Here is a 15,240-nt window from a genome sequence, read left to right as displayed (position 1 = left end):
CCCTGGGGTCAGCCCGCGATCTTGGCCTTGTCGGCGCCGGAGTCCGGGGCCGCCGGTGGAGCCGGGGCCGCCGGGTCGTCCCGTCGGAACGGGCGCGTCAGCGCGCCGATGATCGAGAAACGGCCCTGGCTCTTGTTGTAGACGTCGAAGGCGACGGCGAGCAGGAGGACCAGCCCCTTGATGATCTGGACCATGTCGGATCCGACGCCCTCCAGCTGGAGGCCGTTGTTGAGCAGTGCCATGACCAGACCGCCGACGATCGAGCCGCTGACGGTGCCCAGGCCGCCGGAGACCGCCGCGCCACCGATGAACACGGCCGCGATGGCGTCCAGTTCCCAGCTCAGACCGTCCTGTGGCCCGGAGGCCGAGGAACGGGCGACGAAGATCATGCCGGCCAGCGCGGCCAGTACCGACATGTTCATCATGACGAGGAAGTTGACCCGCTTGAGCTTCACGCCGGACAGTTCGGCCGCTCGCGCGTTGCCGCCGACAGCGTAGATGTGCCGGCCGCCGATGGTGTTGCGCGTGTAGTGCGAGTACACGAGGACCAGGACGATCAGGATGATCCCGGAGATCGGCAGGCTGGTGCCGATCCGGCCGCCGGCGAAGCGGAGCGTCGCGAAGGCGATCACACCGAACATGACGGCCAGGCGGATGCCCGTGACCCACAGCGGTGCCAGGTCGGCCTTCATCTCGCGGCGGGTCCTGCGCGCCGCCCACTCGCGCCACAGCACGCCCGCGCAGGCGGCCACACCGAGCAGCAGCGTCAGGTTGTTGTACCCGGTGTCCGGCCCGACCTCGGTCAGGAAGCCCGCGCCGATCTTGCGGAAGCCCTCGGGCACCGGAACCGTGTCGGCGTTGCCGATGTACTGGTTGCCGCCGCGGAACAGCAGCATCCCGGCGAGGGTCACGATGAAGGCCGGCACGCCGACGTAGGCGACCCAGAAGCCCTGCCAGGCGCCGATCGCCGCGCCGACGAGCAGCCCGAGCGCGATGCCGAGGGGCCACGGAAGGTCGTACTCCTGCATCGCCTTGGCGACGACGATGCCGGTGAACGCGGCGACGGAGCCGACCGACAGGTCGATGTGTCCGGCGACGATCACCATCAGCATCCCGATGGCCAGGATCAGGATGTAGGAGTACTGGCTGACGACCGCGATGAGGTTGCCGGACGTGAGCGTCAGGCCGTCGGTCCAGATCTGGAACAGCAGGACGATCGCCACCAGGGTGGAGATCATGCCGAACTGGCGGGCGTTGGAGGTCGTGCCTCCGAAGAGGTTCTTCTGGAGGTCGGTTATTCGGCTCATGGAGTGGGGCTCTTCTTGGTAGCGGTCATCTGCTTCATCAGGAGTTCCGGGTCGGCGTCGGCACGCGCCACATCGCCGGTGATGGTGCCCTCGAACACCGTGTAGATCCGGTCGCACAGGCCGATCAGCTCGGGCAGCTCGGAGGAGATGACGACGACCCCCTTGCCCTGGGCGACGAGCCGCTGGATGATCCCGTAGATCTCGAACTTGGCGCCCACGTCGATGCCGCGGGTCGGCTCGTCGAGGATCAGCAGGTCAGGGTTGGTGAACATCCACTTCGCCAGGACGACCTTCTGCTGGTTGCCGCCGGAGAGCTTGACGACGCCCTCGTCGACGCTGGGGGTCTTGATCCGCAGGCTCCGGCGGTACTCCTCGGCGATCCGGTGCTCGCGCACCGGGTCGATGACGCGGCGCCGGGCGATCTTCGACAGCTTGGCGGCCACCATCGAGGTCTTGATGTCGTCCAGCAGGTTGAGGCCGATCGACTTGCGGTCCTCGCTGACGTACGCCAGTCCGTGCCGGATGGCGTCCGACACGGTCTTCAGCCGGACCTCCTCGCCGTCCTTGAAGACCTGCCCCGACAGCCACGTGCCGTAGGAGCGGCCGAAGAGGCTCATCGCGAGTTCGGTGCGGCCCGCGCCCATGAGCCCCGCGAAGCCGACGATCTCCCCGCGGCGGACCTGGAACGTCGAGCCCTTGCACACCATCCGCTCGTCCGAACTGGGATGCCGTACCGTCCAGTCGCGGACCTCGAAGAAGACCTCGCCGATGTCGGGCGTGCGGTCGGGGAACCGGCTGTCGAGTTCCCGGCCGACCATGCCCCGCACGATGCGGTCCTCGTTGACGCCGTCGGCCCGCACGTCGAGGCTCTCGATGGTGCGGCCGTCACGCAGGATCGTGATGGTGTCGGCGACCGCCTCGATCTCGTTCAGCTTGTGCGAGATGATGATCGAGGTGATGCCCCGCTCGCGGAAGCCGCGCAGCAGGTCGAGCAGGTGCTGCGAATCGGCCTCGTTGAGCGCGGCGGTCGGCTCGTCGAGGATCAGCAGCTTCACGTCCTTCGCGAACGCCTTGGCGATCTCGACGAGTTGCTGCTTGCCGACGCCGATGTCCTTGATCAGGGTGTCCGGGTCCTCCCGGAGCCCGACCTGCTCCATCAGCTCCAGCGCGCGGCGCTGGGCCGTCTTCCAGTCGATGGCGCCGCGGCGGCGCGGTTCGTTCCCGAGGAAGAGGTTCTCGGTGATCGACATACCGGGCACCAGGGCCAGTTCCTGATGGATGATCGCGATGCCGGCCTGCTCGCTGGCCCGGATGTCGTGGAACCGGACCTGATCGCCGCGGTAGACGATCTCGCCGGTGTAGCTGCCGTGCGGGTGCACCCCGCTCAGCACCTTCATGAGGGTGGACTTGCCGGCGCCGTTCTCGCCGCAGATCGCGTGGATCTCGCCGTCGCGCACGACGAGGCTGACGTCGGCGAGTGCGGTGACGCCGGGGAAGGTCTTGGTGATCGACCGCATCTCCAGCAGGGTCGGGGCGATGGGTGTCATGAGTGGTGCTCCCCACCGCCGGGAACGCGCTGAGGCGCACCCGACCCTTCGGGCCTGCGGCATTGCATGGACATCAACTTGCCTCCGATGGCACTGCCCTGTGCCTTCGTGTCCGAGATTTCGTCTGCGGGACCGGACACTAAATCCATTTGTTTTACTAAGTCAATGGGCTGCGGGAGATAGGTTGTAGGGGGAAACGAGAGAGGACCGTGCGTGCGGCAGGCAGGAACGAACCTTCCCAAGGTCGGGCGATACAACCGGGCCGTCGTCCTGGACCAGATCCAGCTCGCCGACGGCATCAGCCGGGTCGAGATCGCCCAGCACACGGGCCTCACCCCGCAGACGGTCTCGGGCATCGTGCGCCGTCTGCTCGACGAGGGCATCGTGCGGGAGGACGGCGCGAGCAGGGTGTCCAGCGGCGGGAAGCCCCGCACCACCCTGCGGATCAACGCCGAGGCGGGCAACGCGGTCGGCCTCCACTTCGATCCCGTGGAACTCAGCTGCACCGTGGTCGACCTGCTCGGCCGGCCGCTGGTCGTCAAGAAACGCCCCACCGACCCCGGCACCGACCCGGCCCAGGTCGTCAAGGACATGGCGGAACTGGTCGCCGACGTGCTGGCCGAGACGGGCGTCGCCCGCGACAAGGTCCTCGGGCTGGGACTCGCCACCCCCGGGCCGATCGACCTCGAGGCGGGCGCGATCGTCGGCGCTCCCCAGCTCGCCCGCTGGACGCGGGTGCCGGTGCAGCGGATGCTGAGCGAGGCGACCGGCCTGCCGGTGACCCTCGACAACGACGCCACCGCCGCCGCGGTCGGCGAACGCTGGTCGGGCAAGGGCAAGGGCGTTGCGGACTTCGCCTACTTCTTCTTCGGCACCGGCATCGGCGGCGGCCTCATCCTCAACCACCAGGTGTACCGGGGCGGTTCACTCAACGCGGGCGAGTTCGGGCACTCCTCGGTGCTGCCCGAGGGACCGGAGTGCTACTGCGGCAACCGGGGCTGCCTCGAGCGGCTCGTGAACCCCACGGCGATCGTCGCCGAGGTGCACCGCAGGCTCGCCGCGGGACCCCGTCCGGACAGCGCGCTGGCGAAGCTGTTCGCCGAGCGTCCCGAGGCGGTCGACCACGCGGCCATCGGGGTGGCCGCGGCGGCCGGCGACCCGGTCGCGGCGGCGGTCATCGACGAGACGGCGGAGCACGTCGCCTCGGTCGCGGTCGACATCGCGAACTTCATCGACGTGGACCTGATCGTCCTCGGCGGCCACGGCATCCAGCACGTCGAGTCGCGGTACGTCGAGGTCGTCGCCGCCGCGCTGGCCAGCCGGCCGTTGTCCCGCCACATCCGGGTCGTCGAGGTCGAGGCGTCCTGGCTCGGCACGGACGCGGCGGTGGTGGGCAGCGCGGCCCTCGTCCTGCACGCCACGTACTCCCCGCAGCTGTCGGCCCTGCTGGGCACGGCCGCGGCCCCCGGCGGGATGCGCTAGCCGGGCCCCGCGCGCCTTGCCGGGGCCGGGTGTCTGGCGCAGGCTGGTCCTATGAGTGCGCGGGACGGCCCCACGCTCATCGCCTCCGTGCAGCGGGCCTTCCGCTTGCTGGAGGCGGCGAGCGCGCACGAGAACGGCGCGCCGGCGAAACAGCTGGCGCGCGAGACGGAACTGCCCCTGGCCACGAGCTACCACCTGCTGCGGACCCTCGTGAACGACGGTTACCTGCGCAAACTCCCGGACGGCGGGTTCATCCTGGGGGACCGGCTGCAGACGCTGCACACCGCGGGCCGCGGCCAGGCGCTGCTCAGCCGGGTCCGGCCGGTCCTCGCCGCGCTGCGGGACGAGTTCGCCACCGCCGCCTACCTCACCTTCTACGAGGAGGGGGAGATCCGGGTCGCCGAGATCGTCGACGGACCCCGGGCGCCCCGCGTGGACCTGTGGGTCGGGTTCGAGGACGCGGGACACGCCACCGCGCTCGGCAAGTCGGTCCTGCGGGAACTGGACGAGGAGGCCCGCAAGGACTACCTCTCCCGCCACCACCTCGCCGATCTCACGCCCAGGACCATCACCAGCGCGCCCGAACTGCTCCGGCAACTGGACTCCTCACCCGTGGCCCCGGCCGTCACGGACCTGGAGGAGTACGCCCTCGGCACGGTCTGCGTCGCGGTCCCCGTCTACAGCGGCGACACCCTCGGCTCGCTCGGCGTCTCGCTGCCGGTCGACCGGCTGCCGCGGCTCGAACAGGTGCGGGCCCGGCTGCTCCCGACGGCGAGCCGGGTGACCAGGGGTCTTTCGCTCACCATGTGATCGTTCACTATCTGAAAATCTGATCCTTGTGAGCAGTCGGGTCGAACCCGTTTCCTAGAGGAAACGGACATTTCCGAAGTGCCCCGGCGCTCGCACAGGTGAGGACTGCGGACGAAGCATGAGTCATGCGCGCAACCACGGCGGCGATCACTGCCCGACACGGCTGTTGACATCGTTCCGGCACCGGGTGGCAGGGCCCCTGCTGCCGGTCCTGATCCTCCTGGCCATCATGCTCGTCGGTCTCTTCGGCGACGCGGGGATGATCTGGCTGCCCCTGCTGTCGGCCGGGCCCGCGCTGGCCGCCACGACCAACGGCCCACGCGGTGTCCTCTGCGTCGGACTCCTCGCCGCGGTGGTCGGCGCGACGCTCGGCGCCAGGGCCGGCGCCCCCGGCCGCGAGGTGGCCGCCGTACTGGCCGCCCTGGTGGCCGTCACCCTGGCGAGCGGCCTGGCCAGCGCGCTGCGCGGGCGCCGGGAGCGGGTGCTCGCGGACGTCCGGTCGGTCGCGGAGGCCGCCCAGCACGCGCTGCTCAGGCCGGTGGCGGCGACCGTCGGTCCCTTCGAGGTCGCCGTCCGTTACAGCGCCGCGGCCGCGGAGGCCCGGATCGGCGGCGATCTCTACGCGCTGGTGCCCACGCCGTACGGCGTACGGCTGATCGTCGGCGATGTGCGGGGCAAAGGGCTGCCCGCCGTGGGGACCGCCGCACTCGTCCTCGGTGTCTTCCGGGAGGCCGCCTACGACGAACCCGATCTCCTCGCCGTCGTCGACAGGATCGAGCGGAGCCTCGCGCGCAACCTCGGTACCGACGACTTCGTGACCGCCGTGGTCGCCGGATACCCGCGATCCGGCCAGCTGGAGCTGGTGAACTGCGGACACGCGCCACCGCTGCTGGTGGGCGCCTCCCGAAGGGTCGTGGCGGTGGAGCCCACACAGCCCGCCCCGCCCCTCGGACTGCGCGCCCTCACCGACCAGACCCCGAGCCTTCAGGTGCTGCCCTTCGCCGACGGTGACCAACTGCTGCTCTACACGGACGGGGTCATCGAGGCCCGGGACCGCGACCGGGAGTTCTACCCGCTCGTCGAGGGCCTCGATCGCCACCTCTGCGACGATCCGGCGCGCACGGTCGGCGCGATCCACGAGGAACTGCTGGCGCACGTCGGCGGACGACTGCACGACGACGCAGCGCTGCTCCTGATCCGCAAGCCGGCCGTCGCCGCCCCCACGATCCCCCAACCCGCCCTGCCCGAAGAGCTGTTGGGCGACCAGGCGGCCTGAACACGGTGTCGCGTCCCGCCCACCGCGCCGGCGGCTCACGACACACGTCCGCGGGGGCATCGAGGCGATGCCCCCGCGGACGACGGGTCCGGCTACTCTCCCGACGGGGCGGTCAGCGTGACACCGAGGGCCACCGGCGTGCCGAAGTTCGGCGTGCCGTCGGCGTTCCAGGTGAACTTCTGCGCTCTGGTCGTCCGGTTCATGTCGCAACCACCGCTCGTGGAGTTGTTGGCGTGGTAGACGATCCAGTCCTCGGTCCCGTCGGGCGACTTGAAGAAGCCGTTGTGACCGGGACCGTAGACGCCATTGGCGTTGGACCGCTGGAAGACCGGGTTCGCCGACTTGACCCACGAGGAGGAGCTGAGCGGGTCACCGCCGTTGTAGGTGAGCATCCCGAGCTTGTAGTCGGGCGTGGAGCAGTGGCTGGCGGAGTAGACGATGAACGTCCTGCCGTCCCGCTGGAGCACCTCGGCTCCCTCGTTGACCGCGCCGCCCACCGTCTCCCAGCTGTAGGTCGGCGTGGACAGCACACGACGGGTGCCGCTCGCGGTCCACGGGTTGGACAGCGGCCGGATGAACATCGGCTGCGAGCCGTTGTAGAAGGTACCCAACAGGTAGAGCTGGCCATTGAGTTGCAGGATGCCCGGGTCCAGTTCCCACGTGTTGTCCTGGGTCGGGTCGAGCAGGTCGGCCTTGAAGCTGTAGGGGCCCATCGGGTCCAGGCCGGCACTCTCCAGCACATGGATGCGCTGGGTGCCCAGGTTGTACGGCTCCTGCCCGGCCGTGTAGTAGAAGTACCACCGCTTGCCGTTCGGGCCGTCGAGCAGGTGGAACTCCGGCGCCCACATCGTCCCCGCCCCGTTGGGCCGGGTGAGGTTGAAGATCACCTGGTCGGTGGCGGTCGCGAGCCCGGCGAGGGTGCTCGCCTTGCGCATGGTGACCGTCGAGTTCCAGGTGGTCGTGGCGAGGTAGTAGTAGCCGTCGTAATACGTCAGCCAGGGGTCGGGGCCGTGCTGGGAGAGCGGGTTGGTGAACGTGTGCGTACCCGTGCCGCCCCCGCTCGTGAATCCGGGCAGCCGCCACACTCTGCCGTTCGCGGAGGCACACGGGAGTTGCACGAGGTTGGTGTTCGACGCCGACGAACCACCGCTGGGCGTAACGCACTTGCCGGAACCGACCGAGACCAGGTTGAAGGTCTTGTCGGTGCCCGAGACCGTCACGGGAACGAGCCGCCACTGCTGGTTCGTCCCGCTGTGGCAGGGCCACTGGATGATCGTGGCGTTGTCCGCCGTGGACGCCCCGAAGACGTCCACGCACTGACCGGACTGCGTGGTGATCGTGTACGTGTCGGAGGTCCCCGCGACCGGGGTGTAGGTGAAGTTCTGGTTGGCGCCCGAGCTGCATGTGAACGCGCGCAGCTGGGTGGCGTTGGTCGTCGAACTCCCGGGCAGGTCAAGGCAGTTGCCGCCGTTCTGGTTCACGCCCGTCGAGGAGAAGCTGACGGCGGCGGACGCGGGCGGCGATGCCGCCAGGAGGGCGACCACCATGGCGAGGACGGCGACCAGTACGGCCGTACATCTGGAACGGGTCACTTCAGGCACATCCCTTCTTGTCCCTCAGGGTCCGTACGCCTTGACTTCGAGGAGTCCGACGGAGCTGGTGCCGGTGGCGGTGAGCAGCACCCGTAGGCGGGTGGTGCTGGTGGCCGTGAACGAGACGGTGTTGTACTGGTTCTTCGCCAGCCCGTACGCACCCGCGCCCGGCACGTCCACGTACGCGCTGCCGTTCCAGTACTGGAGTTTCCAGGCGGACGGTATGTCGATGCCCTGGTCGTCGTCGAAGAAGTACACGTCGGCCCTGTTGAGGGTCTTCGCGGTCGGCCAGGTCAGCTCGGCCCACTGCTGGCCCGTCTCCGGCCAGGTGCCCCAGCGAGGGTTCACCGTGTCGTTGGAGGAGGGCGGATCGATGCCGTCGTTGACCGCCGCGACGCTCTCCCAGGCGGAGGTGTAGGACGCGGACGGGGTGGCGGAGGTCGCCTGGTTGGCGGGTGGCTGCGGTGGCTGGACACCGCCCCGGTTGAAGACCTTGACCTCGGTGAGGCCGGTCTTTGCGCCGGAGGCGTTGGTGGCCAGGACGCGGACGCGTTGGGCGCTGATCGCCGGGAACTGCACGAGGTTGTAGTTGGCGCGTGGAGCGGTCGGGGTCTTGGTCTGGCTCGGGGCGTTCACCCATGAACTGCCGTCGTAGTACTGGATGGTGTACGCCGATGGCGCCCGGTAGGTCGTACTGGCCGGGCGGCTGTCCTTGAAGTACAGGCGCACCTCGTTGAGCGTGCGGGCCGCGCCGAAGTTCAGCTCGTACCAGTCCTGGCTGTTGGCGGAGCCGCCGGCGCCCCAGAACGGCTCGTTGGTGGGATAGCCGTCGACCGCGCCCGAGACCGAACTGCCGGAGCCGGTGTAGGAGGCCGAAGTGGTCGCTCCGGTGGCCAGGTCGGTCAGGTCGGCGGTGAGGTCGACGCCCGCCTTGGCGAGCATGTCGACCATCCGGGGGCTGCTCTGGACGACCTGGTTGGGTGCCTGGAGTCCGGCGACCGCCGTGTTGTAGGTGACCGTGCCGTTGGTGGTGACGGCGCCGGTGGCCGGGTCCCAGGTGAAGGGAACCAGGGAGCTGACAGTGGCGGCCCGGTTGCCGTTGACGTAGATCGAGTAGCCCTCCGGGACGCCCGGGTAGCGCACGACGCCGTCGGACGGGTCGTCCCAGACGATCGACAGGTCGGCGTTGCGGTAGCGGAGGTTGTTGACGGTGAAGTGGCTCCAGCCGATGTCGATCGGGGAGACCTCCACCTTGGCGTCGCTGCGCGGCCGGAGCCCGGCGACGTCCTCGATCACCGTCCAGTTGCTGCTGCCCAGGATGTTGTGGTGGATCCAGGAGCGGTAGTCGATGGAGCTGCCGTTCCAGTCGGCCCAGAACTCGTTCGCGTCCGGCCACTGGGTGTTGCCGCCGACGTACTGCGCCCAGGTGTTCCAGTACAGGAGCTTCTTGTAGTCGGTCGCGTTCATCCAGGAGTTGGGGTAGTTGCGCAACACCGAGGAGTACAGCCGGAACTGGACCGTCGAGTTGATGGTCGAGAAGTTGTTGGAGCCCGGCTCCCCGGCGTCCGCCGCAGCCTGCTTGTCGACCTGGTTGGCCGTGTAGAAGGGGAAGACCGGGTACTGCGCCGGGTCGTCGTAGAGCCTCAACGCCTGCTTGTAGGCGGTGGTGTTGGGGATCGCGCCGACGGCGAACGGGTAGTAGTTGTTGATCTCCTTCCAGGGCACCCACTCGTTCGTCGACTTCAACCGGTGCTCGAACAACTGCCGGTTGGGGTTCCAGAGGACGTTGACGATGGCGTCCTTGATCTGCGTCGCGAGGGTGCGCATCTCGGTGGCCTTGGCCGTGTTGCCGACCGCCTCGTAGGCCTGGGCGGCGGCGAGCGCGCCGCTGTACTGGTAGGCGGACTCGGCGCGGTCCATGTTGCCGGGCTTCCAGTGGAAGGAGACCGCGTCGGCGTCGTTGCCCGTCAGCGCGCCCCAGTCGTACTCGATGAGCTTGTTGTTGTCGTGGTCGTAGTAGGAGAGCTGCCCCTTGACGTCGCCCTCCGCGTAGCGCGCGAGGTTGCCGGCTATCGCGGGCTGTCCGCCGTGGATCTGGTAGCTCTTCCAGGCGGCCTCGGCGATGTACTGGGTGTAGCTGTTGGACCAGTTCTCCGGGTCACCGGGATTGTCCAGGAAGCGGCCGCCCTTGGACGTCTGGCCGGCACTGAGCCAGTCCCCGTAGGCGTAGGCCGGGTTGCGCAGGTACTTGAGGTCGTCGATGTGCATGGGCTGGGTGAGCGCGATCGCGTTGTTGTAGCCGAGGACGCCTTCGGTCGACGTCGGGAACTGGAAGGTCTGCCCGGGGATGTCGGCGTCGAGGTTGTTGAAGCGCATCAGCCACCAGCGGTAGTAGACGTTCTTCTTGATCGCGCCTTCGGGGACGTCGATGTAGGGCACGTTCTGCGCCCACCACAGGTTGTACGCCCTGACGTGGGTGGCGAAGGCGGTGGCGTCGGAGTAGCCCGCGTAGGCGTTGTACTCGCTGAGCGACTCGGGGATCTCGTCGGTGACGAAGCCCATCACCACCTTGGCGGTCACCGTGGCGCCGGCACCGACGGTCACGGACCGGTTGAGGCCGCCGGCGGAGACGCCGAAGCCGTCGCCGGTGAGCCGGGGCCGGATGGTGGTGAGGTTGTTGTAGGCGTTCACCTGCCCGGTCAGCTCGCTGCCGGTGCCCGTGGTGGCGATCGGCGAAGTCGCCCGCAGCTGAAGGGTCGTGGAGCCGGTGCCGTTGTTCTTGATCGACAGGTTGGTCACGGCGACGTTGTTCTCGGTGATGAACTTGGTCTGGGTGACCGCGATCGAGCCGCTGGTGTGCACGCTCTTCCAGTGGCTGGGCACCTGCCGGCGCTGGGCGACCTGTTCGGTGAAGGTGCCCGGACTGATCGCGACGGTGTAGGCGTTGTTGTCGTTGACGCTCTCCCAGTAGGCGACATGGCCGCCGAAGCCGAGGACCGCGGGGTTGTGGGTCTTCATGAAGACCGCCCGCCCACGGCTCATCAGCCAGGGCCCGGCCGGGTCGTCGCCGGAGCGGGCCAGCAGACGGTCCATCCAGAAATCGGTTCCCGAACTTTCCGCGTCGTAGATGGTCCGCATCATGTCGCCCGGTGTGTAGGCGACGGGCGGAGCCGGGATCGCGGGTCCGCTGAAGGTCGGGAACCCGATGGTCTGCGCGGCGGCGGCCGGGGTCACGGAACAGACGGAACAGAAAATGAGCACGAGTGCGACGAGGAGGCGCTTCATGAGGTGCTCCCTGTCAGGGTGACGGCGAGCGGGCGATGGCATGTGCCTGACATGCGTGACGGAAACTGACCTAAAAGGTTTTCGCAACGTAGGAGCGAGCTGATGAAGTGTCAAGAGAGGGCGGCCCGGGCGCTCCGGGCGGCCTGGGCGCTTCGGACGGCCCGGGCGCCCCGGGGGCAGGCCGGGCCGGGGAGCGCCGACGGGCCTTGAGCGCGTACCGAGAACGGGTAGCGAGAACGCCGGCCGTGGGGCTCAGGACAGCGGTGCCGTCGACCCCCGGATCACCACGCGGCAGCGCACGGTCTCCACGCCCGAGCGCCGGACCCCGCCGATCGCGGTGAACAGGGCGTGCGCCGCCGCGCGTCCGACCTGTTCCAGGTTCATGTCGACGCTGGTCAGCGGCGGCCGCGAGGCGGTGGTCAGGACCTGCCAGTTGTCGAAGCCCATGACCGCCACGTCCTCCGGCACCCGGTGACCCCGCTCGCGCAGGACGTCCATGACGCCACGGGCGATCTGGTCGCTGCCGCACAGCACGGCGTCGAGATCCGGATGCCGGTCGAGCAGCAGCGCCGTCGCCGCCCGCCCCCAGCCCTCCGACCACGCCCCGAACCGCGGTTCGCCGACCGGGGCGAGACCGGCCTCGGCGAGCGCGGCCAGGGCGCCCTCGGCCCGCTCCCGCGCCGCGAGGTACCCGGGGTCGCCGGTGATGTGCGCGATCCGGGTGCGGCCGCAGGCCAGCAGGTGCTCCACCGCGATCCGGCCGGCGTCGACGCTGTCGGGCACGATGGACAGATCGGCCGGATCGTCCGACGGCGCGTACGCGTAGACGACGGGCACGGGCAGCTCACGGCCCAGGGACGGCCGGGGGTCGGTCCGGCTGCCCACGACGATGAGGCCGTCGACGCGGCGCCCCAGCAGCGCGCGGACATGGTGCTGCTCGCGGATCGCGTCGCCGCGGGCGTCGCACAGGAACACCGCGACCTCGCCCGCCCCGAAGGCGTCCTCGGCGCCCATGAGGATCGGGATGCTGAACCGGCCCTCCAGGTCGCTGGTGAGCAGCCCGACCGTGCCCGACCGCCCGACGAGCAGGCCGCGGGCCAGCTGGTTGGGCCGGAACGCCAGCCGCTCGGCCGCCTCGATCACCCGCTGCCGTGTCTCCGCGCGTACCTGGCTGCGGCCGTTGAGGGCCTTGGACGCGGTGGCGATGGAGACACCGGCCAGCCGGGCGACATCGCTGAGTGTGGCGGGCTGCGAACGGGCGGGGCCGACGGCCGGTGTCATGGAGGTGCTCCTGTCTCGCGGCGCGTGCGTAAACCGTACGCGAGAAGTTTCGGCCGGGGTGTGCGCGGGAGGCTTTCACCGCTTTCGGCGCAATCCGGCGCTCCGGCCCGTACAGCCGTTCCCTGCAAGGGGATTGACGGGCCGTGAGCCGGGTTCTAGCTTTCAGAAAGCCTTTTCGGTTTCTTTCCGTCGCAGAACCCATCCAAGGGGGATCGTCATGGGGAGCACGACCGGACCACGTGGACCCGTCCGCCGGCTCACCACCGGCGTCGTCGCGCTCCTCGCCGTAGCGAGTCTGATCACGGCCTGCGGGTCGGGGGACGGCGGCTCGGACGGCGGGGGAGGGGGCGCGGCGGCGGACGCCGAGGGCGTCGACGACGGCACCACGCTGACGATGTGGACGCGCGCGGCGACCCGGCCGCAGAGCGAGGCCCTGGTGAAGGCGTACAACGCGGCCCACAAGAACAAGATCAAGCTCACGGTCGTCCCCACCGACGACTACCAGGCCAAGGTCGGTGCGGCGGCGGGCTCGCGGGACCTCCCCGACCTCTTCGCCTCCGACGTGGTGTTCGTGCCGAACTACACCACCAGCGGGCTCTTCGCCGATCTCACCGAACGCGTCGACGCCCTGCCCTTCGCCGCTGACCTGGCCCAGTCGCACATCAAGGCGGGCACGTACGAGGGCAAGAAGTACGTCGTCCCGCACACCCTCGACCTGTCGGTGCTCTTCTACAACAAGGACCTGTACCGGAAGGCGAAGCTCGACCCCGCCGAGCCGCCCACCACACTGGGCGAGTGGGACCGGCAGGCGCGGGCCGTGGACGCGCTGGGCGGTGGCGTCGACGGCACCTTCTTCGGCGGCAACTGCGGTGGCTGCGGGGTCTTCACCTGGTGGCCGTCCATCTGGGCCGGGGGAGAGGAAGTCCTCAACAAGGAGGGCACCGAGGCGAACCTCGGCTCCGCCACCGCGAAGAAGGTCTACGACACCTACCGGGGCTGGGTGAAGGACGACATCGTGGCCCCCGGCGCACGCGACGAGACCGGCACCACCTGGACCGGCGTCTTCCCGAAGGGAAAGGTCGGCGTCATGCCCATGCCGTCGACCACGCTGGGCCTGATGCCCAAGGACCTGGACCTCGGTGTGGCGCCCATCCCCGGACCCGACGGCGGCACCTCCACCTTCGTCGGCGGTGACGCGATCGGCATCTCCGCCACCAGCGGGTCGGCCGACCAGGCCTGGAACTTCCTCGCCTGGTCACTGGGCGACGAGGCCCAGGTCGACGTGGTCGCCGCGCACAAGGACGTCGTCGCCCGCACGGACCTCGCCGCCAACAAGTACTCCGCCGCGGACCCGCGCCTCGTCACCATCAACCAGCTCGTGACGAACGGCCGCACCCCGTACGCCCTGAAGTTCGGCCAGACCTTCAACGATCCCAACGGGCCCTGGCTGTCCATGATGCGCGACGCCGTCTTCGGCGACGGAACGTCCGTCGACAAGGACAACAAGGCGGTCACCGCCTCACTGGCCGACTGAACGGCAGAGCCCCGGACGCCCCGGACGGCCTGGTCCCACCGGACGGCCTGGTCGCACCGGTCAAACACCTGACGGCCCGGACGGCCCGGACGCAGCGGGCCCCGGCACGATCCCTCCCACGTCACCCGGCAGAGGAGAGCCATGCAGGTCAAGGCGCCCGACCGTGCGACCACCGCGCACCGGCCCGTGGTGCGGCGCCCGGCCCGCCGACCCCGGACCTCCGCGCCCCGCCGGCACTCCCGCGCGATCCAGGGACTCGGCTACGCGGCCCCCACGGCCGTGTTCGTCGCCGTCTTCTTCCTGCTGCCCCTCCTCCTCGTCGGGCAGATGTCGCTCAGCGACTGGCCACTGCTCGCCGGGGACCGGGGCGGCAACGCCCCGGAGAACTACACCGACGTCACCGACAGCCCCCTGTTCTGGCCCGCCGTCCGCTTCACCCTCCTCTACACGGGGATCGTCACGGTCGTCCTGCTCGGCCTGGCGCTTCTCCTCGCGCTGCTGGTGCAGGAGTCCCGCCCCGGCGCCGGCTTCTTCCGCACGGTGTACTTCCTGCCCGGCGCCCTCGGACTGGCTTCGGCCTCCCTGCTCTTCTGGGGCCTCTACAGCCCCACGACCGGGCCGCTCAGCAGCCTCCTGGAGCGGCTCGGCCTCGTCGACGACCCGGTCTCCTTCCTCGGCACACCGACCTCCGCCCTGCTGTCGACGGTGTTCCTCGTCGTCTGGAAGTTCGCCGGTTTCTACATGCTGATCCTGCTCGTCGGCCTCCAGCGCATCCCCCACGAGGTGTACGAGGCCGCCCGGATGGACGGCGCGCGTCGCGGCCAGATCTTCCGCTCCATCACGCTGCCGTTGCTGCGTCCGTCGCTCGCCCTCTCGCTGCTGCTCTGCGTGACCGGTTCGCTGCTCGCCTTCGACCAGTTCTTCGTCCTCACCAAGGGCGGACCCGACAACAGCACCGTCACCGTCGTGCAGTTGATCTACCGCGAGGCGTTCCAGCGGCTGAACCTCGGCACCGCGGCAGCTCTGTCGATCGTCGTGCTGGCCGCGCTGCTGCTGCTCAACGCCTTCCAGTTCCGCGGTCTTCGCCGCGCCGACGAGTCATGACCCGCTCGAGGAACACGGAAAA

10 protein-coding genes are annotated in these 15,240 nt (G+C 69.5%); 5 read left to right on the top strand and 5 right to left on the bottom strand.

Annotated elements, in window-relative coordinates:
- Window positions 1-8: 8 nt before the first annotated feature.
- Window positions 9-1,307, bottom strand: a complete 1,299-nt coding sequence (gene mmsB / locus ABT070_RS25360; RefSeq protein ID WP_351764149.1) for a multiple monosaccharide ABC transporter permease — start codon at window positions 1,305-1,307, stop codon at window positions 9-11.
- Complete coding sequence (mmsA, locus tag ABT070_RS25355; protein ID WP_351764148.1) at window positions 1,304-2,854, bottom strand: multiple monosaccharide ABC transporter ATP-binding protein; 1,551 nt, start codon at window positions 2,852-2,854, stop codon at window positions 1,304-1,306. The genes mmsB and mmsA overlap by 4 nt, the downstream gene beginning before the upstream one ends.
- A 213-nt stretch (window positions 2,855-3,067) precedes the next feature.
- Between mmsA and ABT070_RS25350 the strand changes: the two genes are divergently transcribed.
- The 3 genes from ABT070_RS25350 to ABT070_RS25340 all read left to right on the top strand — a co-directional run bounded on the left by ABT070_RS25350 (window position 3,068) and on the right by ABT070_RS25340 (window position 6,422).
- Window positions 3,068-4,336, top strand: coding sequence for an ROK family transcriptional regulator (locus ABT070_RS25350; RefSeq protein WP_351764147.1), 1,269 nt, complete (start codon window positions 3,068-3,070; stop codon window positions 4,334-4,336).
- Between the two features lie 51 nt (window positions 4,337-4,387).
- Window positions 4,388-5,146, top strand: coding sequence for an IclR family transcriptional regulator (locus ABT070_RS25345; protein WP_351764146.1), 759 nt, complete (start codon window positions 4,388-4,390; stop codon window positions 5,144-5,146).
- 118 nt (window positions 5,147-5,264) lie between these two features.
- The gene (locus tag ABT070_RS25340; protein ID WP_351764145.1) at window positions 5,265-6,422 is read left to right on the top strand and encodes a PP2C family protein-serine/threonine phosphatase; all 1,158 of its coding nucleotides are present in this window, start codon (window positions 5,265-5,267) and stop codon (window positions 6,420-6,422) included.
- A 92-nt stretch (window positions 6,423-6,514) separates the two neighbouring features.
- Here the strand turns inward: ABT070_RS25340 and ABT070_RS25335 are convergent, their stop codons facing one another.
- The 3 genes from ABT070_RS25335 to ABT070_RS25325 all read right to left on the bottom strand — a co-directional run bounded on the left by ABT070_RS25335 (window position 6,515) and on the right by ABT070_RS25325 (window position 12,580).
- The gene (locus ABT070_RS25335) at window positions 6,515-8,014 is read right to left on the bottom strand and encodes a family 43 glycosylhydrolase (RefSeq protein WP_351764144.1); all 1,500 of its coding nucleotides are present in this window, start codon (window positions 8,012-8,014) and stop codon (window positions 6,515-6,517) included.
- A gap of 24 nt (window positions 8,015-8,038) precedes the next feature.
- Window positions 8,039-11,299, bottom strand: coding sequence for a discoidin domain-containing protein (locus ABT070_RS25330; RefSeq protein WP_351764143.1), 3,261 nt, complete (start codon window positions 11,297-11,299; stop codon window positions 8,039-8,041).
- A gap of 252 nt (window positions 11,300-11,551) precedes the next feature.
- Window positions 11,552-12,580 (bottom strand): LacI family DNA-binding transcriptional regulator, encoded by a 1,029-nt coding sequence (locus ABT070_RS25325; protein ID WP_351764142.1) that lies wholly within the window; start codon window positions 12,578-12,580, stop codon window positions 11,552-11,554.
- Window positions 12,581-12,797: 217 nt separating this feature from the next.
- Between ABT070_RS25325 and ABT070_RS25320 the strand changes: the two genes are divergently transcribed.
- Together ABT070_RS25320 and ABT070_RS25315 are read left to right on the top strand one after the other, a co-directional pair.
- Window positions 12,798-14,114 carry an ABC transporter substrate-binding protein gene (locus tag ABT070_RS25320; RefSeq protein WP_351764141.1) on the top strand — a complete coding sequence of 439 codons (1,317 nt, stop codon included), beginning with the start codon at window positions 12,798-12,800 and terminating at the stop codon, window positions 14,112-14,114.
- Between the two features lie 141 nt (window positions 14,115-14,255).
- Window positions 14,256-15,218 (top strand): carbohydrate ABC transporter permease, encoded by a 963-nt coding sequence (locus ABT070_RS25315; RefSeq protein ID WP_351764140.1) that lies wholly within the window; start codon window positions 14,256-14,258, stop codon window positions 15,216-15,218.
- The last annotated feature ends 22 nt before the right edge of the window (window positions 15,219-15,240 follow it).

Source organism: Streptomyces sp. NPDC002884 (assembly GCF_040295245.1).
GTDB lineage: Bacteria > Actinomycetota > Actinomycetes > Streptomycetales > Streptomycetaceae > Streptomyces.
Note: the sequence above shows the minus strand (reverse complement) of the source record. Positions and strands in the feature narration are given on the sequence as shown.